This is a genomic window from Bacteroides sp. NGMCC 1.200775, assembly GCF_040798045.1.
Taxonomy (GTDB): Bacteria; Bacteroidota; Bacteroidia; order Bacteroidales; family Bacteroidaceae; genus Bacteroides; species Bacteroides hominis.
The window spans coordinates 56,588-77,777 of the sequence record NZ_JASCQK010000004.1 but is presented as its reverse complement, the minus strand read 5'-3'; the positions used below and the strand labels follow the sequence as shown (position 1 = coordinate 77,777).

Annotated in this window: 15 protein-coding genes; 10 read left to right on the top strand and 5 right to left on the bottom strand. The window is 46.8% G+C overall.

Features of this window, described 5'->3' with window-relative positions; translation table 11 throughout:
* The first annotated feature begins 75 nt into the window (after window positions 1-75).
* Genes QK890_RS12100 through QK890_RS12090 form a run of 3 tightly spaced genes read left to right on the top strand, consistent with a single transcriptional unit; the run spans window position 76 to window position 5,217 of the window.
* Window positions 76-4,071, top strand: coding sequence for a two-component regulator propeller domain-containing protein (locus QK890_RS12100; RefSeq protein WP_032540177.1), 3,996 nt, complete (start codon window positions 76-78; stop codon window positions 4,069-4,071).
* A gap of 29 nt (window positions 4,072-4,100) precedes the next feature.
* The gene (locus QK890_RS12095) at window positions 4,101-4,643 is read left to right on the top strand and encodes a chromate transporter (protein ID WP_005807708.1); all 543 of its coding nucleotides are present in this window, start codon (window positions 4,101-4,103) and stop codon (window positions 4,641-4,643) included.
* A 25-nt stretch (window positions 4,644-4,668) separates the two neighbouring features.
* A complete protein-coding gene (locus QK890_RS12090) occupies window positions 4,669-5,217 on the top strand; it encodes a chromate transporter (protein ID WP_005780686.1) in 549 nt (182 codons plus the stop codon).
* A 142-nt stretch (window positions 5,218-5,359) separates the two neighbouring features.
* Here the strand turns inward: QK890_RS12090 and QK890_RS12085 are convergent, their stop codons facing one another.
* Entirely contained in the window at window positions 5,360-6,868 is a 1,509-nt protein-coding gene (locus QK890_RS12085; RefSeq protein ID WP_005807709.1) for a glycoside hydrolase family 10 protein, read from the bottom strand.
* Between the two features lie 169 nt (window positions 6,869-7,037).
* Here QK890_RS12085 and uvrA point away from each other — a divergent pair, with 169 nt between their 5' ends.
* On the top strand, window positions 7,038-9,815 hold the full coding sequence (uvrA, locus tag QK890_RS12080; RefSeq protein WP_032540178.1) for an excinuclease ABC subunit UvrA: 2,778 nt from the start codon (window positions 7,038-7,040) through the stop codon (window positions 9,813-9,815).
* Between the two features lie 167 nt (window positions 9,816-9,982).
* Here uvrA and QK890_RS12075 read toward each other — a convergent pair whose 3' ends face one another.
* The 3 genes from QK890_RS12075 to QK890_RS12065 are packed head-to-tail and all read right to left on the bottom strand — an operon-like array spanning window position 9,983 to window position 12,156.
* Entirely contained in the window at window positions 9,983-10,465 is a 483-nt protein-coding gene (locus QK890_RS12075) for an outer membrane beta-barrel protein (protein ID WP_005807711.1), read from the bottom strand.
* A gap of 7 nt (window positions 10,466-10,472) precedes the next feature.
* Window positions 10,473-10,703 carry a hypothetical protein gene (locus QK890_RS12070; protein WP_005807712.1) on the bottom strand — a complete coding sequence of 77 codons (231 nt, stop codon included), beginning with the start codon at window positions 10,701-10,703 and terminating at the stop codon, window positions 10,473-10,475.
* Between the two features lie 7 nt (window positions 10,704-10,710).
* Window positions 10,711-12,156 (bottom strand): carbon starvation protein A, encoded by a 1,446-nt coding sequence (locus QK890_RS12065; protein WP_022011283.1) that lies wholly within the window; start codon window positions 12,154-12,156, stop codon window positions 10,711-10,713.
* Window positions 12,157-12,422: 266 nt separating this feature from the next.
* Here QK890_RS12065 and QK890_RS12060 point away from each other — a divergent pair, with 266 nt between their 5' ends.
* Together QK890_RS12060 and QK890_RS12055 are read left to right on the top strand one after the other, a co-directional pair.
* Complete coding sequence (locus tag QK890_RS12060; protein ID WP_122200294.1) at window positions 12,423-13,940, top strand: glycoside hydrolase family 10 protein; 1,518 nt, start codon at window positions 12,423-12,425, stop codon at window positions 13,938-13,940.
* A gap of 82 nt (window positions 13,941-14,022) precedes the next feature.
* Complete coding sequence (locus QK890_RS12055) at window positions 14,023-16,293, top strand: ATP-binding protein (RefSeq protein ID WP_320890041.1); 2,271 nt, start codon at window positions 14,023-14,025, stop codon at window positions 16,291-16,293.
* A gap of 8 nt (window positions 16,294-16,301) precedes the next feature.
* On the opposite strand, the gene QK890_RS12050 is transcribed toward QK890_RS12055, so the two are convergent.
* Window positions 16,302-17,483, bottom strand: a complete 1,182-nt coding sequence (locus QK890_RS12050; RefSeq protein ID WP_032529960.1) for a hypothetical protein — start codon at window positions 17,481-17,483, stop codon at window positions 16,302-16,304.
* Between the two features lie 769 nt (window positions 17,484-18,252).
* Here QK890_RS12050 and QK890_RS12045 point away from each other — a divergent pair.
* Genes QK890_RS12045 through QK890_RS12030 form a run of 4 tightly spaced genes read left to right on the top strand, consistent with a single transcriptional unit; the run spans window position 18,253 to window position 21,156 of the window.
* The gene (locus QK890_RS12045; RefSeq protein WP_165015586.1) at window positions 18,253-19,431 is read left to right on the top strand and encodes an ATP-binding protein; all 1,179 of its coding nucleotides are present in this window, start codon (window positions 18,253-18,255) and stop codon (window positions 19,429-19,431) included.
* An 18-nt stretch (window positions 19,432-19,449) separates the two neighbouring features.
* Window positions 19,450-20,028 (top strand): DUF4870 domain-containing protein, encoded by a 579-nt coding sequence (locus QK890_RS12040; protein WP_044300998.1) that lies wholly within the window; start codon window positions 19,450-19,452, stop codon window positions 20,026-20,028.
* A gap of 14 nt (window positions 20,029-20,042) precedes the next feature.
* A complete protein-coding gene (locus QK890_RS12035) occupies window positions 20,043-20,570 on the top strand; it encodes a DUF4870 domain-containing protein (protein ID WP_005807718.1) in 528 nt (175 codons plus the stop codon).
* A gap of 13 nt (window positions 20,571-20,583) precedes the next feature.
* A complete protein-coding gene (locus QK890_RS12030) occupies window positions 20,584-21,156 on the top strand; it encodes a DUF4870 domain-containing protein (RefSeq protein ID WP_022011288.1) in 573 nt (190 codons plus the stop codon).
* The last annotated feature ends 34 nt before the right edge of the window (window positions 21,157-21,190 follow it).

Sequence of the window (21,190 nt, the reverse complement as noted above, 5' to 3'; positions counted from 1 at the left end):
TTCTCCACTCTTTTTATTAATTTTGTAAAATCATTCGCCCCCCGAAAGAATAATCATTAAAGGATTCCAGCTTGTATGAAAAAAATTCTTTTTCTTCTGCTCTTATTGCCTCTTATGGTCTCTGCACAAACCTACAAATATATCGGTGTAGAGGATGGGTTAAGCAACCGGAGGGTATATTACATCCAAAAAGATAAAAAGGGATATATGTGGTTCCTTACCCATGAAGGTGTGGACAGATATGATGGCAAAGAGTTCAAACGATATAAATTGATGGATAACGGTGAAGAACTGAATTCACTGCTTAACCTGAATTGGCTATATCTGGACCACGAAAATACCTTATGGGAAATAGGAAAGAAAGGAAAGGTGTTCCGTTACGACCCGTTACGGGATGAATTCACACTTGTCTACAAGCTACCGGAAGACGTGGTCAAAGACCGCCCCGCTCCCATCAGCTACAGCTTCATCGACAAGAATAACAACATCTGGCTGTGCAACGATGAATATCTTTATCTATACAACACCCATACGCAGCAAACCCTGCAGATCAGAAATGAAATTGAAGAAGATATCACTGATATCGAACAAATAGACGAAACACATTTCTTTATCGGTACGGAACAAGGCATTCATCACGCCGAACTAAAAAATCGGGCATTGCATCTGCTTCCGTGTGACAAACTGGACAATCTCCCGATACAGATCAACGAACTTTATTTCCACCGCCCTTCACGCAAATTATTCATCGGTACTTTCGAACGCGGCATATATGTCTATGACATGAACACCAAACGAAGTACCCAACCCCGAATGAGCCTGACAGACGTCAGCATCACACGCATAAAGCCACTGAACAATAAGGAACTGCTTGTTGCAACAGACGGTGCAGGAGTATATAAGATAAATGTAAACTCTTATCAGACCACTCCATACATCGTAGCCGACTACAACCAACACAACGAAATGAACGGCAACAACATCCCCGACTTTTATGTGGATGACGAACAGCGCATCTGGCTTGCAAACTATCCAATCGGCATCACGGTACGCAACAACCGCTATTCGGGCTATAACTGGATAAAGCATTCCATTGGCAACAAACAATCACTAATCAATGACCAAGTAAACTCAATCATTGAAGATAGTGACGGAGATTTATGGTATGGTACCAACAATGGAATCAGTTACTACAACTCCGCCAACGGAACATGGCATTCGTTCATGAGTTCCTTCGAAAAGGACGAACGTAATAAGAATCATATCTTCCTTACTGTATGTGAGGTAGAACCGGGGATCATCTGGGCTGCCGGCTATAGTTCGGGGATTTACCAGATAAACAAACGGACCCTGTCTGTGGAGTATGTTACTCCGTCTTCACTGTATGGAATCAATATCCAGCCGGACAAATATATCCGTTCTATCATGAAAACAGCCAATGGCGATATATGGTCGGGAGGTTATTACAACTTGAAGCGCATCAACTTTAAAAACAGAACTCTCCGCCTGTACCCAAGACTCAACTCCATCACCTCCATTATCGAAAAAGACAGCAAACAAATGTGGATAGGTACGGCAACCGGGCTTTATTTACTCGAGAAAGAATCCGGTAAGTATCAACGCATCGACCTGCCGGTAGAGTCTATGTATATTTATTCGCTGTACCAAGCAAAGAATGGACTTTTATATATCGGGACAAGTGGTTCGGGGCTATTGATATACGATCCGGAAAAGAGAAGCTTCACTCATTACCACAAAGATAACTGTGCATTGATTTCCAACAATATATACGCAATCCTCTCGGATGCGGATGAAGACATCGTCATGAGTACCGAAAACGGGCTGACCAGTTATTATCCGGCAGAGAAGCTGTTCCATAACTGGACCAAGGATCAGGGATTGATGGCCAGTCATTTCAATGCCGGAGCAGGCACGTTGCGTAAAAACGGCAACTTTATATTCGGCAGTTCCGACGGTGCCATCGAATTTAACCGAACGATGAAGATACCCAGAAAGTATTATTCCAAAATGGTACTCAGCGATCTGAAGATTTTCTACCAGACTGTTTATCCCGGCGAAGAAAGTTCTCCGCTAAATATGGATATTGATGACACCAAGGAGTTGAAACTGAGCTATAGCCAGAATATATTCTCACTCAAAGTATCGTCTATCAACTACGACTATCCGTCGAACATTTTATACTCGTGGAAACTGGAGGGGTTCTACGACCAATGGAGCCGTCCCGGAAATGAAAACATCATTCGCTTTACGAACTTGAGCCCGGGTGAGTACACCCTCCACATCCGTGCGGTATCCAATGAAGACAAACGCGTCGTACTTGAAGAGCGTACCATGGAAATCAGTATTGCCCAACCCATCTGGCTCAGTTTTTGGGCTATGCTGATTTATGCCGTCGTACTGGCGGTGATAGCCATCATTGCCCTACGTATGATCATCCTCCGGAAACAAAGGAAAATATCGGATGAAAAGATCCACTTCTTTATCAATACGGCACATGACATCCGTACTCCGCTGACACTGATCAAAGCTCCGCTCGAAGAGATACGCGAACGGGAAGCATTGACCAAAGACGGTATCAGCAACATGAACACGGCTTTACGAAACGTGAATGCACTGTTGCGCCTCACCACTAATCTTATCAACTTTGAACGGGCAGACGTATACTCGTCGGAACTTTATATTTCGGAATATGAACTGAATACTTACCTGACGGAGACCTTCAATGCGTTCCGTCCATACGCTACCGTGAAACACATCAACTTCACTTATGAAAGCAATTTCCGTTACCTGAATGTATGGATCGACAAAGAAAAGATGGATTCAATCCTGAAAAACATCATCTCGAATGCCTTGAAATATACTCCCGAAAACGGCAGCGTACACATTTACGCTTCCGAAACGAACGATACGTGGAGCGTTGAGGTGAATGATACTGGTATCGGAATCCCTGCCAATGAACAAAAGAAGCTATTCAAGATACATTTCCGGGGAAGCAACGCAATCAACTCCAAAGTGACCGGAAGCGGCATCGGGCTGATGCTTGTATGGAAACTGGTTCATCTGCACAAAGGAAAAATCAACCTTAACAGTGTAGAACATCAGGGTTCGTCTATCAAAGTGACTTTCCCGAAGGATAACAAGCATTTCCATAAAGCACATCTGGCTACCCGCGCACGCGAACTCAGCACGGAGCAAGTACCTCCTGTTTCTCCCGCCGATATTTACGAAAAGGCGAAAAAGCAGCATGACCAGAACCTGCAACGTTTACTGATCGTTGAAGACAATGATGAATTGCGTAATTACCTCACCCACACGTTATCGGATAATTACACCATCCAAACTTGTTCCAATGGCAAAGAGGCACTGACTATCGTAAAAGAGTATATGCCGGAATTGATCATTTCGGATATCATGATGCCGGAAATGCGGGGAGACGAACTTTGCGCCGCCATAAAAAATGACATTGAAACGTCACACATTCCCATCATCCTGCTTACGGCGCTGAATGATGAGAAGAATATCCTGGAAGGACTGAAAATAGGAGCAGACGAATACATAGTCAAGCCGTTCAACATCGGCATTCTGAAAGCAACCATTGCCAACTTGCTGACAAACCGCGCACTGCTGAAAAGCAAATATGCCAACCTTGAAGTCAGCGAAGAGGAAGAGGCCTCTCCTAATTGTGCAACAGATCTCGACTGGAAATTCATTGCTACGGTCAAGAAGAGTGTCGAAGAAAACATAGACAATCCCGCCTTCAATGTAGATGTACTCTGCAACCTTTTGAATATGAGCCGCACGAGCTTCTATAATAAGCTAAAGGCATTGACCGATCAGGCTCCCGGAGATTATATCAGACTGATCCGCCTGAAACGGGCTGCAACATTATTAAAGACCGGACAACACTCCATCACCGAAATATCCGAGATGACGGGATTCAGTGACGTCAAGTATTTCCGTGAAGTATTTAAGAAACATTTCAATGTGAGTCCCAGCAAGTACTCTAAAGAGGGCGGCAAAGAGGATAAGGAAGAAGACCCACAAGAGTAAGAAAAAAGAGAATAAGAGTAACATATCAAATGAATATTTATCTTGAAGCGTTCGGCATCTTTTTCAAGATTGGTGCCTTTACTATCGGAGGTGGCTATGCCATGGTACCTCTGATAGAAAACGAAATCGTAACCAAACGGAACTGGATTTCCAAGGATGACTTCGTTGATCTGCTTGCCATATCCCAGTCGGCACCGGGCATCCTGGCGGTAAACATTTCCATCTTTATCGGATATAAACTGCGCGGTATACGCGGAAGCCTTGTAACTGCCCTTGGAACGGTGCTCCCGTCGTTTATCATCATACTGGCCATTGCCATGTTTTTCCATAACTTCAAAGATAACCCCATCGTAGAACGTATCTTCAAGGGTATCCGCCCGGCAGTGGTCGCACTGATTGCGGCACCCACTTTCAGTATGGCGAAATCTGCCAAAGTCAACCGGTATACAATCTGGATTCCGGTTGTTTCTGCCCTGCTTATCTGGTTACTGGGCTTCTCTCCTATCTGGATTATTATCGCGGCAGGCGTAGGTGGCTTTTGCTGGGGAAAATGGAAACAGTCACATCGCTAATCATCCACTTTGACATTTAAACATTATGATCTACCTGCAACTCTTTTATACATTCTTCAAGATCGGACTATTTGGCTTCGGAGGCGGATATGCCATGCTCTCAATGATTCAGGGTGAAGTCGTGACACGCTATGACTGGGTTAGCACTCAGGAGTTTACCGACATTGTAGCCATCAGTCAATCCACTCCCGGACCTATTGGTATCAATGCCGCCACTTATGTGGGTTTTACGGCTACGGGCAGTGTCTGGGGATCTGTCATCGCCACGTTTGCAGTAGTGCTCCCCTCTTTTATCCTGATGCTCACCATCAGTAAGTTTTTTCTGAAATACCAAAAACATCCTGCCGTAGAAGCTGTTTTCAGCGGACTCCGACCTGCCGTAGTAGGACTGCTGGCGTCGGCAGCACTGGTCTTGATGAATACGGAGAATTTCGGTTCACCGACAGGGGATACTTATACATTTGTAATCAGCATTATCATCTTCTTAGTGGCCTTTATCGGAACGAAAAAGTACAATGCCAACCCGATTCTGATGATTATTGCCTGCGGAATAGCAGGACTGATATTATATTAGGAGAGGATTGATGAACCACAGGATGACACATTGATGAACCACAGAGTTTTCAGACAAAAGAACATAAGAACAAATAAAGAATAGCCTGTTCTTTTGTTCTTATGTCTAAAAAAAGCTCTGTGTTACTCTGTGGTGAACTACTTTATAATTTCACCTTCTTACTTACCGATTTCGATTCATTGTGCAAGCGGTCGAGTGCTGTCACAACATAACGGTATTTGGTCTTTCCGTCATCGTAGGGAAGTTTATAGAAATTGTTTCGGGTAATGGCAACGATATGCGAAGCGTCATCAATGTTCACTTTCTCTTTTCCATCAAAACGGTAAACCACATATTGCACGGCACGGTCCATCTCGTCTTTTGCTTTCGGAGCAGTCCAGAAAAGCATATAACCATCTTCCGTCCACACTTTTTTCACTTTACGCACCTTGCCCGGAGCCTTATCGTCCATAAAATCGAAGACAGGAACCAGAGCAGGATACTTATGATACTCTTGCACAAGTGCGTCCCGATACTTCCCGGCATTTTCCACCACAGCGCTTGCCGGCCATTGGCAACTTCCGCCGATAGTCTGATAAGCTCTTTCCAGAGCCATCTTGCGAGGCAACTGATTGATGGACGGATTTTTCGGATCGGCATTCTGAACCGTATTCATTACGGATTGGCCGATGAACAAAGGACGGTTCTCCGTATTCTTTGCCCACCACTTCACCAGGGTTTCATAATCGGCAGCGGGGTGACCTATCTGCCAGTATATCTGCGGGATGTTATAATCCACCCAGCCATTACGCGCCCAGAGCAATACATCGGCATACAGGTCATCGTAATTCTGCAAACCATTTGTTTTACTACCCAACGGATCGTTCTTCTCGTTACGGTAAATACCGAACGGACTGATACCGAACTTCACCCAGGGTTTCAAGCCACGGATGGTTTCATGAATCTTCTGGATCAGTATGTTCACGTTGCTTCGGCGCCAGTCGGCACGGTTGGTGAATCCTCCGCCGTAACGGGCAAAGCTCGCATCATCGGGGAAGTCGACGCCCTTTGCCGGATAAGGATAAAAGTAGTCGTCCATATGGATGGCATCCACATCGTAACGCGAAACAATGTCTGCCACCACCATACAGATGTGACGGCGGCTCTCGGGCAATGCCGGATCAAAATACAATTGATTATTGTAGGTGACAAACCATTCAGGATGGATATTGTACAGGTGATTGGCTGCCAGTTCACTCTTGAGCGATGTCTTTACCCGATAAGGGTTGATCCACGCATGGAACTCCATTCCCCGTTTATGGCATTCGTCAATCATAAACTGCATCGGGTCCCAATAAGGCGAAGGTGCCTGTCCCTGCACACCGGTCAGGAAACGGCTCCACGGCTCCAATTGCGAAGCATACAAGGCATCCGCTTCGGGGCGCACCTGAAATATGATTGCATTGATACCTGCTCCCTGCAAAGAGTTGAGCTGATCAATGAGTGTCTGTTTCAGCTTCTCGGTAGGTATGCCACGGAACTGACCATTCACTGCCTGTATCCACGCTCCGCGGAATTCTCTCTTCGGATAAGGGCTTTGTTGTTGGATTTGTGCCCCCACTCCTGTTGCAAGGAAGAGAGCTAAAAGAAGAATCAATTTTCTCAGGTTCATAATCGGTTTCATAAAAATGTGGTGCAAAGATACAATTTTGCTCCTCATTTGCAACGGCTAAGCGAGCAATTCACTATTCGCAAGGTGTTTTTAAGATAAAAGTTCCTTTCTCTGTTAGGTTAAACGTTTCCGACTCGTTATCTTTGCAGTCCAAGTAACGAAAACGCTTATGACTGACAGTAAATACATCTCCATAAAGGGGGCCAGAGTCAACAACCTGAAGAATATTGACGTAAACATTCCCCGCAATAAGCTGGTGGTGATAACCGGCCTTTCCGGTTCCGGAAAATCATCGCTTGCTTTCGACACCCTCTATGCCGAGGGACAGCGCCGCTATGTAGAAAGCCTCAGCAGTTATGCCCGCCAGTTCCTGGGCCGAATGAGCAAACCGGAATGTGACTTTATCAAAGGGATTCCGCCTGCCATCGCCATCGAACAGAAGGTAAACAGCCGCAACCCGCGCTCCACGGTGGGTACTTCGACCGAAATCTACGAGTACCTGCGCCTGCTTTATGCCCGTGTGGGCAAAACCTACAGCCCTGTCAGCGGTGAAGAAGTGAAAAAACACTCCATCGAGGACATTGTAAACTGCATGCTCTCATATCCCGAAGGAACCCGCTACACGGTGTTGACGCAGATTTTCCTGCACGACGGACGCACACTTGAACAGCAATTGGAGATCGACCAGAAACAAGGTTTCAACCGTCTTGAAGTGAACGGTGAGATGGTGCGTATCGACGAATACGCTGCCGGCAAAGACGACGTGGTCTACCTTCTCGTCGACCGAATGACGGTGGCAACAACCAAGGATGCCGTCAGCCGCCTGACCGACTCGGCCGAAACAGCCATGTACGAAGGCAATGGCATGTGTATGCTTCGCTTTTATCAACCGGACGGATCGACCCGGCTTCACACCTTCAGCACCAAGTTCGAGGCCGACGGTATCATATTTGAAGAACCGAACGACCAGATGTTTTCGTTCAACTCACCGATCGGTGCCTGTCCGGTATGCGAAGGATTCGGCAAGGTGATCGGCATCGACGAACATCTGGTAGTGCCCAACCGTTCGTTGTCGGTCTACGACGGAGCCATCGTCTGCTGGCGGGGCGAGAAGATGGGTGAATGGCGCGAAGAACTGATTCACAATGCAGAAAAATTCAACTTCCCGATTTTCACCCCTTACTACGAACTGACCGATGAACAGCGCCGGGTGTTGTGGGAAGGAAACCAATATTTCCACGGCATCAACGACTTTTTCAAGATGCTTGAAGAGAACCAGTACAAAATTCAATATCGTGTGATGCTGGCACGCTATCGTGGAAAGACGCTTTGTCCGAAATGCCACGGTACCCGCCTGAAACCCGAAGCGGGATACGTGCGCGTAGGTGGAAAAAACATCTCGGAACTGGTGGACCTGCCCATCACCGAATTGCAGAAGTTCTTCGATTCGCTTGAACTGAACGAACACGACCAAGCCGTGGCACGCCGCATCCTGACAGAGATCAACAGCCGCATCCGTTTCCTGATCGATGTGGGATTGGGGTATCTCACCCTGAACCGGCTCAGTAATTCGCTCTCGGGCGGCGAAAGCCAGCGCATCAACCTGGCCACTTCGCTGGGAAGCAGTCTGGTGGGCAGTCTCTACATCCTCGACGAACCCAGTATCGGGCTTCACAGCCGGGATACGGACCGCCTGATCCACGTACTCCGCCAACTCCAACAGTTGGGCAATACGGTAGTGGTGGTGGAACATGACGAAGAGATCATACGTGCAGCGGACTACATCATCGACATCGGCCCGAATGCCGGCCGGCTGGGCGGACAGGTAGTCTACCAGGGGGATATGAAAGATTTACAGAAAGGCAGCAACAGTTACACTGTGAAATACCTGCTGGGCGAGGAAAACATTCCCGTACCGGAACACCGCCGCCCGTGGAACAACTATATCGAGATAAAAGGTGCCCGCGAAAACAACCTGAAAGGAGTAGACGTACGCTTCCCACTCAATGTGATGACCGTCGTAACAGGGGTCAGCGGATCGGGAAAGAGCACACTGGTACGTGACATCTTCTACCGGGCGCTGAAGCGTGAACTGGACGAATGCACTGAACGCCCGGGTGAGTTTGCATCCATCGGAGGCGACCTGCGCAACCTGCGCAACGTGGAGTTTGTCGATCAGAACCCCATCGGTAAGTCCTCCCGTTCGAATCCGGTAACCTACATCAAAGCATACGACGAAATCCGTAAGCTCTGGGCAGATCAGCCACTGGCCAAGCAGATGGGCTATACGGCAGGCTATTTCAGCTTTAACAACGAGGGCGGACGCTGCGAAGAGTGCAAAGGCGACGGAACCATCACAGTGGAGATGCAGTTCATGGCCGACTTGGTGCTGGAGTGTGAATCGTGCCACGGCAAACGCTTCAAAGCCGATACGCTGGAAGTGAAGTTCCAGGATAAAAACATTTATGACGTACTGGAGATGACGGTCAACCAAGCCATCGAGTTCTTCACGGAACACGGGCAAAAGAAGATCGTAAAGAAGCTGATCCCCCTGCAGGATGTCGGTTTGGGATATATCAAGCTGGGACAATCATCGTCCACCCTCTCGGGAGGAGAGAACCAACGCGTGAAACTGGCTTATTATCTGAGTCAGGAGAAAGCGGACCCGACTTTGTTCATCTTCGACGAACCGACCACCGGACTGCACTTCCACGATATACGCAAGCTGCTCGACGCATTTGATGCGCTGATCCGTCGCGGACACTCCATCGTGATCATCGAGCACAACATGGATGTCATAAAATGTGCCGATTACGTGATAGACCTCGGACCGGAGGGCGGAGACAAAGGCGGTAATATTGTGGCAGTCGGGACACCGGAAGAGGTGGCTGCCTGTGCGGCAAGTTATACGGGACAATTCCTGCAGGAGAAGCTGAACCACTTGTAAAACAAGTAAGGGTTCTCAATCAATTTTATCGGGAACTCACCACAAAGGGGCTGTCAAAAGTCTTTCCACCACAGAATACGCAGATTATCAATATGGATAATCAATGACTTAAAATTCACCCTGTGTTACTCTGTGCCCTCTGTGGTGAGTTCCTTTTAAAGGAAAAATCAGAAGTAGAAGCCGAAGCCGACTTTCAGTCCGAACTTCGACCAATCGCTGTCTTTAAAACTCAAATCATAGTAAACAGCCGGCTCTATGGTCACTGTCCGTGTCAGGAAAAAAGCATAACCGGCCTCTGCACCAAGCGCAAAGTCGGTGGTGTCTCCCACCTTCCAGTTATAGCGGTTCATCTTCAATCCGGCACCTAAATAAATGCCACACTTATCAAAGTAATATCTTCCTCCGACACCCAGCGTGTATTTATCCTCAGGTTTGCTCCAGTTGGCACCGGCTGTAACCATCAACGCCACATTGTCCACCAGAAAGGCTCCGCCTTGCGCCTGCAATCCGAACTGTGTTTTCTCCGACTTGCTGTAAGAGAGTCCCAGCCCCGTCACCGAGGGATTCACAATCCACTTTCCTTTCTCAAACTGTGCCTGTGCCGTCACTGAAACAACAAGCAGACATACCATCCACATTAATTTCTTCATAACATTTCTATTTTTTCAGGTTGTTCATATGTTCTTCCTCCCGGCGGCGTTGCTGCATCTGTTCCTTTTTCCTCAGCACCAGCCAAAGAACGAGAACAATGACATACGAAGCAGCCAGGGTGAGATACTTCTCTGTATCGCTTACTTCATTATTGCGAGGCAGCAGATAAGCTGCTGTCACAGACACGTAGATCAGTAGGGCGACAGTAACCCAGGTTGATTTCTTTACTTTCTTCATACGAGTGTTAATTATGTAATAACTTCTTTAACTCCTGATTCGAGTTAAATCTATTTTTCCAAACAGCAAACCAAACGGCCGCCCCCAGCGTGCAAATACCTCCTATCGCATACGAAACGGCGTGTGACAATCCCAATCCTTCGGGAGCAATGCAAATATAAGTGGAGCAGACAGCTGTCATGAACAGGGCCGGAACCAGCGTCAATCCATACATCTTACGGGCACACGCCAGATAGACCGTAATGGCCCAGAGGGTAAATACCGACAAGGTCTGGTTGGCCCAGGCAAAGTAGCGCCAGATCATGTCGAATCCGTCCTTATCACGCAAACTATAAAGCAGCAGCCCGATGGCGGCAACAAACATCGGGACACAAATATACAAACGGCGGCGAATGCTTTTTTGTTCCAGTTTCAGGAAATCGGCAACAATCAGACGTGCCGAACGAAACGCGGTGTCGCCCGACGTAATAGGAGCAGCAATCACCCCCAGAATGGCAAGCACGCCACCCACTGCGCCGAGCCACCCTTTCGTGATGGCATCCACAATGACAGAAGCGTTGTTTTCCTCCATACCATGCTCACGATAAAAATAAGTGGCGGCAGCAGCCCAGATCAAGGCGACGATTCCCTCGGTAATCATGGCACCGTAGAATACGGGACGGCCATGACGCTCGGAAGTCATGCAACGGGCCATCAGCGGGCTTTGTGTAGCATGAAATCCGGAGATGGCCCCACAGGCGATACTGACAAACATGATTGGAAAGATAGGCAATGCGGCTGCATCCGGATGGGTATTCTGCAATCCGTCCCACAACTCGGGGAGCGCCGGATGATGGACATAGAGCATCACAAGGATGCCCACTGCCATAAACAGCAAAGCTACGGCAAACAGGGGATATATCTTTCCGATGATTTTATCGACCGGCAGCAATGTGGCGAGAATATAATAGATGAATACGACAATGATCCAGAAGGTGGTATCGAGGCTGTCGGGAGTGAGCTTTGCCAGCAGTCCGGCCGGACCTGCCACAAAGACGGCACCTACCAGAATCATCAGGATGACGGTGAAACCGCGCATCACCTGCTTGGTGGTCAGCCCCAGGTAGCGGCCGACAATTTCGGGTAAGCTCTCACCCCCGTTGCGAAGTGAAAGCATACCGGCAAAGTAGTCGTGCGTGGCACCGGCAAAGATGCTTCCCAGCACAATCCACAGGTAAGAAGCCGTACCGAACTTTGCGCCCATAATAGCTCCGAAGATGGGGCCGAGACCGGCTATATTCAGAAATTGAATCATAAAAATCTTCCAGGTGGGGAGAGGGATATAATCCACTCCGTCGGCATGTGTCAGTGCCGGGGTCTTTCGGTCGTCGGGGCCAAAGACACGCTCCACCAATCGTCCGTAAATGAAGTAACCTGCAACCAATGCCAGCAGGCAAATTGTAAATGTAATCATGGCGTGTTGAATTGTTAATCAGCGCAAATGTAACATAATCTGTGGAAACTACACAACTTTACAAAGGGTTTTGCTAACTTTGCGGACTTCTGTTCGCCACGGAAGGCAGTTTAGAAGACGTTTCACCACAGATTACACGGATTAACACAGATTAATACGAATTGATACGGATTGATACGGATTCTTTAACCGGATTCTCAATGAAATAAATTATCAATCTGTGTTAATCCGTGTAATCTGTGGTGAACATCAAAACCATTATATTTATGAACACCATCTATAAAAGCCATAACGACTCTTTCTCAGTGAAAAAGAGAGCCGGAAGAGGAACATCCCTCCTCTTTCTTTTTCTCCTCTCCTTACTTCCGCTCCATGCGCAGGCCTCCCCGAAACACGAGGTACGGGCTGCCTGGATCACTGCCGTCTACGGACTGGACTGGCCACGCACCAAAGCAACCACTCCCGCAGGCATCCGGCGGCAGAAGGAGGAGCTGATCGACATCCTCGACCGCCTGAAAGAAGCCAACTTCAATACAGTCCTTTTCCAGACACGTACCCGTGGAGATGTACTCTACCGTTCGGACATTGAACCTTTTAACTCCATACTGACCGGCAAGGTCGGCGGCGATCCCGGATACGACCCTTTGACCTTCGCCATCGAGGAGTGCCACAAACGGGGTATGGAGTGTCATGCCTGGATGGTGACCATCCCACTTGGAGGCAAGAGACACGTAGCCTCACTCGGCAAACAATCGGTAACCAAACGCCAGCGGGACATCTGCGTGCCTTATAAAAACGAATATTTCCTCAACCCCGGACATCCCGCCACCAAAGAGTATCTGATGAAGTTGGTACGTGAAGTGGTCAGCCGCTACGACGTGGACGGAGTTCACTTCGACTACCTCCGCTATCCCGAAAACGCGCCCCGCTTCCCGGACAGTTACGACTTCCGCCGCTATGGTAAAGGACGTTCGCTGGCACAATGGCGCCGTGACAACCTGACGGACATTGTGCGTTACATCTATAACGGAGTGAAAGCCATGAAGCCCTGGGTGAAGGTGAGCACCTGTCCGGTAGGGAAATACCGCGACACGTCACGATACTCCTCCAAAGGCTGGAATGCTTTTTTCACCGTCTACCAGGATCCTCAGGGATGGCTGGGCGAGGGCATTCAAGACCAGATCTACCCGATGATGTATTTCCGCGGCAACGGCTTCTACCCCTTTGCGCTCGACTGGCAGGAGCAAAGCAACGGACGCCACATCGTGCCCGGACTGGGAATCTACTTCCTTCATCCCGACGAGGGTAACTGGACCTCCGAAGAAGTGGAACGCCAGATACATTTCATCCGCGCCAACCACTTGGCAGGCGAAGCGCATTATCGGGTAAAGTACCTGATGGACAATACCCAGGAAGTATACGACATCCTCCGGGAGCAGTTCTATCAATATCCGGCACTGCAACCGCCCATGCCGTGGATCGACAACGCGGCTCCTACCGCACCGTCGGAACTAAATGTAGTTTCCACCGGCGACGGATATACCCGGCTCAGCTGGAAAGCTGCCACGGATAATGACAGACAGAATGCACCGATGTACATAATTTACGCTTCGGACACCTATCCGGTGGACATTACGAACCCGGAAAACATTCTTGTACAAAACCTGCGGGACACGCACTACACCTATGCTCCCATCCGTCCGTGGATGGCCCGGAAGTATTTTGCCGTCACGGCAGTGGACCGCTGCGGGAATGAAAGTGAGGCGACACAAGGAGAAAAATGACATTTTTTTTAATGATACAATTTAATACACTATCTTTGCAAAACAAACAACGAATCAAACAAACAAACCATCAAAACATTGAATTAAAAGTATGCGGTTCATCCTATTATTTATAAGTTGCTATATCACCATATTTTTACTCACAGCATGCTCTTTCGAAGAAGAACGACGGATATTGGTAATCCACTCTTATGAAAACGATTATCAAGGATACGCAGAATACAATAAACTGATAAAAAAGGAGTTCTCAAAAGCCCGTATACCGGTGAAACTCTCTTTCTTTTATCTAAATTGTGAACGCTATAACGAACCACAAGAAATAAAACGAATCAACCTTTTCATGGATTCTATTGCCAAATGGAAACCCGAAATCATTCTTGTGAATGATGATCAAGCCACTTATTCGTTACTGAAAAGCCACAATCCCATATTAAAAGAAATACCCATCGTGTTTTCCGGAGTCAACTATCCCAATTGGGAACTGATAAAGCAGTATGATAATGTGACCGGATTTGAAGACAAGATAGATTTTAGCAAAAACCTGAAAATGATAAAAAGGCTAACCGGTATAACTAATATTTACACGATATTGGATTATACTTTTTTAGACCGGAAAATCAGAAACCACATCAACTGTCAATTAGAGTCAACTGATATCATATCCAACTTAGACTGGCATCTGGACAAACAGGCATCATGGAAAGAAACTCACAAAGGTAACATAGTATTTACCGCCCTATCTGCACGCAAAATATCCGAGGAACAAACTGAAGACCCAACAAACGGTGCAGACTTTTTATGGGCTATCGGTAAATACAGCAAAATGCCTTATCTACAAACCAAATTAGACTATACGACGCTCACGATGGCATCTTTTTCTACCCAGATGCGCTTTACAGCCATCAATGAGCTTTTTGACTGCGGATATAATTTTCTGGGCGGATACATGACTCCGAGCCACATTCAGGCACAAGAATCTGTCCATGCAGCAGTGCAGATCCTTAGAGGGAAAAACATCACTGACATGTCTATCCAAGAAAGCTCCAAAGGATATTTTATCGACTGGAATGTCATGCAAAAAGAGGGTATGACCATTGCAGACATCCCCAATGAATATACCATCATCAATATTCCCTTTAAAGCCTTGCATCCCGTCCTTTGGTGGTCCGGTTTATTGGGTAGTATCTTTTTTATTCTCGGCCTACTGTCAGGCATCACCTACTTGTATTGGCGTGAAACCCAAAAGAAGCGTTCCATCCTCTATGAATTGGAAGATGAAAAAGAATCATTGGCACTGGCAGTGGAAGGAAGCGACACTTATGCGTGGCGGTTAAAAAACAACATGATGGTATTTGAAAATGCATTCTGGAAAAACTTAGACATAACTCCCCGCCCATTGACGATTCAGGAGTTCCTCTCTTTTGTAGATGCCGAATATCTGTCCGCAGCACAATTCCTTTTGGCAAAGAACGCCATCAGCAGCAAACACTTCATAAAGCTGAAATGTGATTTCAACGGGAAGGGGTATCAATGGTGGGAACTTCGATGCAGTACCATGGAAAGCGCTTTGGGAGGGCAGAAGACCACGGGACTTTTATTGAACATAGAAGATTATAAAAAACGGGAACAAGAACTGATAGAAGCACGTAAGATGGCGGAGAAAGCAGAGCTCAAAGAGTCTTTCCTAGCCAACATGAGCCATGAAATACGTACACCATTAAACGCTATCGTCGGATTTTCCACCCTGCTTGCTTCTCCTGATGATACAGACATCTCGCAAGAAGAAAAAGACCTGTATGTAGAAACCATCCACCGCAACAACGAACTGCTGCTGAAACTTGTCAATGATATATTGGAAATATCCCGGATTGAATCCGGCTACATGTCATTCAAATACGACGATTATCCGCTGGCTACTCTTATCAACGATACTTACCAGACCCATAAGGTTCTAATTTCTCAAAATATCAATTTCATACTGGAAGAGAGTGGCGAAGACATTATCGTACATCTTGACAAAGACCGATTGATTCAGGTTATCACCAACCTCTTAAACAATGCTGTAAAATTCACTCAGGAAGGCTATATAAAACTGGGTTGGAAGTACCTTTCGCAGAATGAAGAAGTTGAAATTTATGTTGAAGATAGCGGAATAGGCATTCCGCAGTCCGAACAGAAAATGATATTCAACCGCTTCTACAAACAGAACGAATTCGCGCAAGGAACAGGACTGGGACTCTCCATCTGCAAAGTTATAGTAGAAAAACTTCAGGGAAGACTGTCATTACAGTCGATAGCAGGTGTGGGAAGCCGCTTCTCCATTTTCTTTTCCTGCAAAAAGCAATCCTTATAAACTCCGTCTCAGTCCTCCACAAGGATATATGCCCGGTAACGGCTCGTCTTCAGGACGGGGACCAATGGCAGATACCCCTTCACCACCCGGCCTTCTTCCGTATGCAGCGGGTGCCCGGCCTTCATCGCATTGTGTTCCTGCAATGCCTGCCCGTCGGATGGATAATAAGAGACACGAAACACCCCCGAAGCCCCGGATTGTACATAACGGTCGTATATCAGGCGGGACACAAGCCCCATATTCATGCGCAAATTGATTTCCACACAAGGATGGATGCGAAACACCGGAAGGAGAGCGAACCGGCAAATCATCATATCTACTCCCAGATAACCGGCATACTCCGTTCCTAAAGAGACGGACAATCGTCTTTGCAGCTCTTCCCGAAGCCGACGTAAAGCCGCCACAGGCACATAAGCCGACAATCTTCGTTCAATCTCCACATCGGACAGCAACCGGTTTCCTTCGTAAGCTCCACCAGCGTTGGTACGGAACAAAGAGTATCCGGCAAAAGTAATCCGCCCCTTTCCGTCCGAATAAAACTCCATGGCAAAATCTTCTACCTTATTATATACAGGTTCACCGACAACTCCTCCCTGCTGCTCTATAACCCGGGCACACCAACGCTCTATCAGAGGAGTGAACACTCCCTTGCACCAGTTCAGCCCTTTACCGCTTCCGGACAAGGGGGCTTTGAGCAGACAGCGTTCCAGACTCTCTACAAATGCTCGGCAATCGGACAAAGCGGTTAGGTAACAAGACTCTCCACAAAACGCTTCATCCACTTGCAGACCGGACAACAACTTCACGGCTTGCAAACGATGGGACAGATTGCGCAACCGCCCTATATCCTCCACCGAAGGTACCGCAGCATCGGGTACTCCCAATGAAAGCAGACGTTTCCGGAGTGCCGGATTCCATCCCCAGGGAACCACCGAACGTACTTCCGAAAAATCTTCGGCCTGGGTTCTCAAAGATGCGGGAAGCGGAAATAAGTCGAGCATCTCTTCCAGAAAAGACTGATTATAGGCAGACGGAGCAAGCACACCGCACGGCCCGTCCGTAAACCATACGGGAAGCAACGCCAACTCTTCCGCCATCCGGCGGGCGGAGGCAGGCGGCATATAATTGACTTCGCCACTGGCAAGAGCCAGATCCTGATCGGGATTAAACAAGTAAAGCAGATTCGACATTAGCATCAATTAATTAAACAGAATTCATCCGGATGCAGAGACTTGTACGAGTGACAGCAACGAACAGTTACGTGTTTTTTCACCCTAAGATACATCCATGCCCGAGGATAGAAACTATCATTTAATTCCTTAAACGTATCGTCACCTGTCCTTTTGTTGCCATTTCCGGTTTTTCACTTACAAACCCTTTGTTCTCCAAGAAGCAACTAACATTAAAACCGGGAAATTTCCTGCAAATATATGCACAAAAACGCATATAAAACCGAGAAACAAGTCATTTTCTGCGGGGCAAACCGTCACTTTCCGCCAGGCAAAGACTTCACTTCCCCCGGGAAAAGACTTCACTTCTCCGGAGCAAAGCCTTCACATCTCCCGGAGTGACGATTGACAGCCCATCAACAAAGGCTCTTCTCCCCTTCCCCGACTCTATTTCCTCTCTCCCGGCGAAGTATTTCAAACTAACAAAAGAAACCCTTTTTCAAAGAAATACCGGCATAAACTACCGAAAATGAAAAACTATATTTATATTTGCAAGCAAACACTGAAGTAGACAAGCAAAAGCATAATTGCCCGATTGAACTGGCTGCGTTTTTTCAGAAGCAGCTTGCCGTTGACCCGAAATAACGCCTCTACCACCTATTAGGAATACCGTTTTGACAAAATGAAGCAAAAGATAAACTTGCTAAACGAAACTACAATTTTGCTATCTCTACTTTGCAATTTCTAAAAAAAGGCTTATATTTGCCCCCCGAAAAACCCAAGAAAAGAGATGGAAACATTCTACCGCACACATGCCTACCTTGTTGAGCACACCAATGCCCCGGTCCGCCGCGACTTGATGGACGAAATAAACTGGAGTGACCGACTGATTGGTATCAAAGGAACACGTGGCGTGGGAAAAACCACTTTCCTGCTTCAATACGCCAAAGAGAAATTCGGAACCGACCGTTCATGCCTCTTTATCAACATGAACAATTTCTATTTCTCCGGACACAGTATCGTCGACTTCGCCAATGAATTCCAAAAACGGGGCGGAAAGGTATTGCTGATCGACCAAGTATTCAAGCATCCCGACTGGAGCCGCGAATTGCGTATGTGCTACGACCGTTTCCCCAATCTGAAAATCGTATTCACCGGTTCATCCGTCATGCGCCTCAAAGAAGAGAATCTGGAGTTGCGCGACATTGTGAAGAGCTACAACCTCCGGGGCTTTTCGTTCCGCGAATTTCTGAACCTGCAAACAGGCATGAAATTCCGCCATTATACACTCGAAGAGATATTAAGCAGCCACGAACAGATAGCCAAGGGAGTACTTTCAAAAGTCCGCCCGTTGGATTATTTTCAAGACTACCTCCACCACGGTTTCTACCCCTTCTTCCTTGAGAAACGCAATTTCTCGGAGAATCTGCTCAAAACCATGAACATGATGGTAGAAGTAGATATCCTGCTTATTAAACAAATTGAGCTGAAATATCTCTCAAAGATAAAAAAATTATTATATTTGTTGGCTGTAGACGGGCCGAAGGCCCCAAACGTAAGCCAATTGGCAAGCGACATACAAACATCACGCGCCACGGTGATGAATTACATCAAATATCTGGCCGACGCACGACTGATCAACCTGGTCTATCCCAAAGGGGAAGAATTCCCCAAGAAACCATCGAAGATTATGCTGCACAACCCCAATCTGATGTATTCCATCTACCCTGTAAAGGTGGAAGAACAAGATGTGCTGGACACTTTCTTTGTAAACACGATGTGGAAAGACCATAAAGTGCACAAAGGTGACAAAAACACCTCGTTCATGGTAGACGAAGTGATGCCTTTCAAGATATGCTGCGAAGGGGTGAAGATCAAGAACAACCCCGGAGTGACGTATGCTTTGCATAAGGCCGAAATTGGCCGTGGCAACCAGATACCTCTCTGGATGTTCGGTTTTTTATATTAACATCTAATCTCAGTCATTATGGATTACGAAAAGCTTGAACAACTGAAACGCCTCCACGACAGCGGAGCGTTGAACGATGAAGAATTTGAAAAAGAAAAGAAAAAGATATTGGATGAAGAAGATGCGGGCAAACCCACAACCGTACTCCCCATGGGACTGACAGAAAATACTTATCTGGCACTGATGAACTTCGCCATGTTCATACCGTATGTAGGCTGGATTGCCCCCATTGTGCTTTGGATCATGGGCAAAGAAAGTTCCGCACCCGTCAACCGCCAAGGCAAATACATCCTGAACTGGTACATCAGCTGGTTTCTGTACGGCATCGTGCTGACGGTACTCTTCATCATATTCATGTTCAGCGGCATAGTATCCATAAGCGATATGAATTATGAAAACGACCAGAGTTCTCCATTGGCGGTCCTCTTGAGCATATTCGGCGGAGGAGCCGGAATCCTGCTTCTCCTGATACTCGGAGTAGGCTGTTTCCTGTGTCTGCTGTTCCCTATCATCGGAGGCATCAAAGGGCTGAACGGAAAAACATGGAAGTATCCGCTTTCCATACCGTTTTTTAAAGTCTCAGCTTCTGGCAACTAAAACAAGGACAGATTATGGATTACAAGAAATTGGAAGAATTAAACCGGTTGCGCCAATCAGGCGCATTGACCGACGAGGAGTTCGAACAGGAAAAACAAAAGATACTGAATGGTGAATCCCGTAAAGATACATTTGGCATTTCGGACAGCAGCTATCTGGGTTTGATAAACCTTCTGCTCCTGATACCGACATGGGGATGGATTGTTTCTATCGTCGCATGGATCATCGGCAGAGATAAATCGGAAGCCATCGCCATACAAGGAAGATACATCATCAACTGGCTGATCAGTTGGGCCATTTACATGATAATAGTAGGAATTACCCTTGCGGGAAACCTTTTTGGAGCCCTTATCGGCTCGTTGAGTTCCCCTTTAGGACTGTTAAGCGGTTCTTTCTTTACGCTAAGGGCATTACCTATTATCCTTTTATCAGCTGTTTTTTTTGTGTTCCCCATCATCGGAGGCATCAAAGGACTGAACGGAAAAACATGGAAGTATCCGCTTTCCATACCGTTTTTGAAAAGCTCAGTTTCTGACAACTAAAACCATACCGGATATGGACAACAAGAAATTAGAAGAATTAAACCAGATACGCCAATCGGATACACTGACCGTAGGGATCGACCGCGAAAAACTGAAGTTTTCTGACGGAGAAAAAGCCCCGTCCAGGCTATCCCTTCCTCTTGGGGTAGAAGAGCATTGGTGTCTGGTACTGATGAATTTCCTGATACTGGTTCCTTTGATTGGATGGCTCGCTCCAATTCTTTTTTGGATGAATGCCAAAAGCATATCAGCCAAAATTAACAGACAGGGAAAATACATACTGAACTGGTACATCAGTGGCATTCTGTATTTCATAGTGTTCAATATCTGTATGCGATTCAACATGAATGCTAATATGAACTTCATCAGAGAATATACCATGACAGCGGAAGGATATGATGTTAATCTCTATCCTATGTATTTTGAGAAGTTCTTTGAAAGTCCCTCAATTGCTATCGGGGGAATTTTGATTATAATTGGTTGTATAATGTTCGCACTGTCCATTTTGTTCCCCATCATCGGGGGAATCAAAGGATGGAATAAACATACATGGAAGTATCCGCTTTCCATACCGTTTTTGAAATAAACAAATAAATTACTTACTTAAATATTATTTTTAG

Coding starts and splice junctions, on each gene's coding strand:
- QK890_RS12060 (WP_122200294.1), top strand. CDS start 12,423: ATGAACACCATCTATAAAAGCCATAACGACTCTTTCTCAGTGAAAAAG.
- uvrA (WP_032540178.1), top strand. CDS start 7,038: ATGACTGACAGTAAATACATCTCCATAAAGGGGGCCAGAGTCAACAAC.
- QK890_RS12065 (WP_022011283.1), bottom strand. CDS start 12,156: ATGATTACATTTACAATTTGCCTGCTGGCATTGGTTGCAGGTTACTTC.
- QK890_RS12035 (WP_005807718.1), top strand. CDS start 20,043: ATGGATTACAAGAAATTGGAAGAATTAAACCGGTTGCGCCAATCAGGC.
- QK890_RS12045 (WP_165015586.1), top strand. CDS start 18,253: ATGGAAACATTCTACCGCACACATGCCTACCTTGTTGAGCACACCAAT.
- QK890_RS12050 (WP_032529960.1), bottom strand. CDS start 17,483: ATGTCGAATCTGCTTTACTTGTTTAATCCCGATCAGGATCTGGCTCTT.
- QK890_RS12090 (WP_005780686.1), top strand. CDS start 4,669: ATGATCTACCTGCAACTCTTTTATACATTCTTCAAGATCGGACTATTT.
- QK890_RS12095 (WP_005807708.1), top strand. CDS start 4,101: ATGAATATTTATCTTGAAGCGTTCGGCATCTTTTTCAAGATTGGTGCC.
- QK890_RS12030 (WP_022011288.1), top strand. CDS start 20,584: ATGGACAACAAGAAATTAGAAGAATTAAACCAGATACGCCAATCGGAT.
- QK890_RS12085 (WP_005807709.1), bottom strand. CDS start 6,868: ATGAACCTGAGAAAATTGATTCTTCTTTTAGCTCTCTTCCTTGCAACA.
- QK890_RS12100 (WP_032540177.1), top strand. CDS start 76: ATGAAAAAAATTCTTTTTCTTCTGCTCTTATTGCCTCTTATGGTCTCT.
- QK890_RS12040 (WP_044300998.1), top strand. CDS start 19,450: ATGGATTACGAAAAGCTTGAACAACTGAAACGCCTCCACGACAGCGGA.
- QK890_RS12070 (WP_005807712.1), bottom strand. CDS start 10,703: ATGAAGAAAGTAAAGAAATCAACCTGGGTTACTGTCGCCCTACTGATC.
- QK890_RS12075 (WP_005807711.1), bottom strand. CDS start 10,465: ATGAAGAAATTAATGTGGATGGTATGTCTGCTTGTTGTTTCAGTGACG.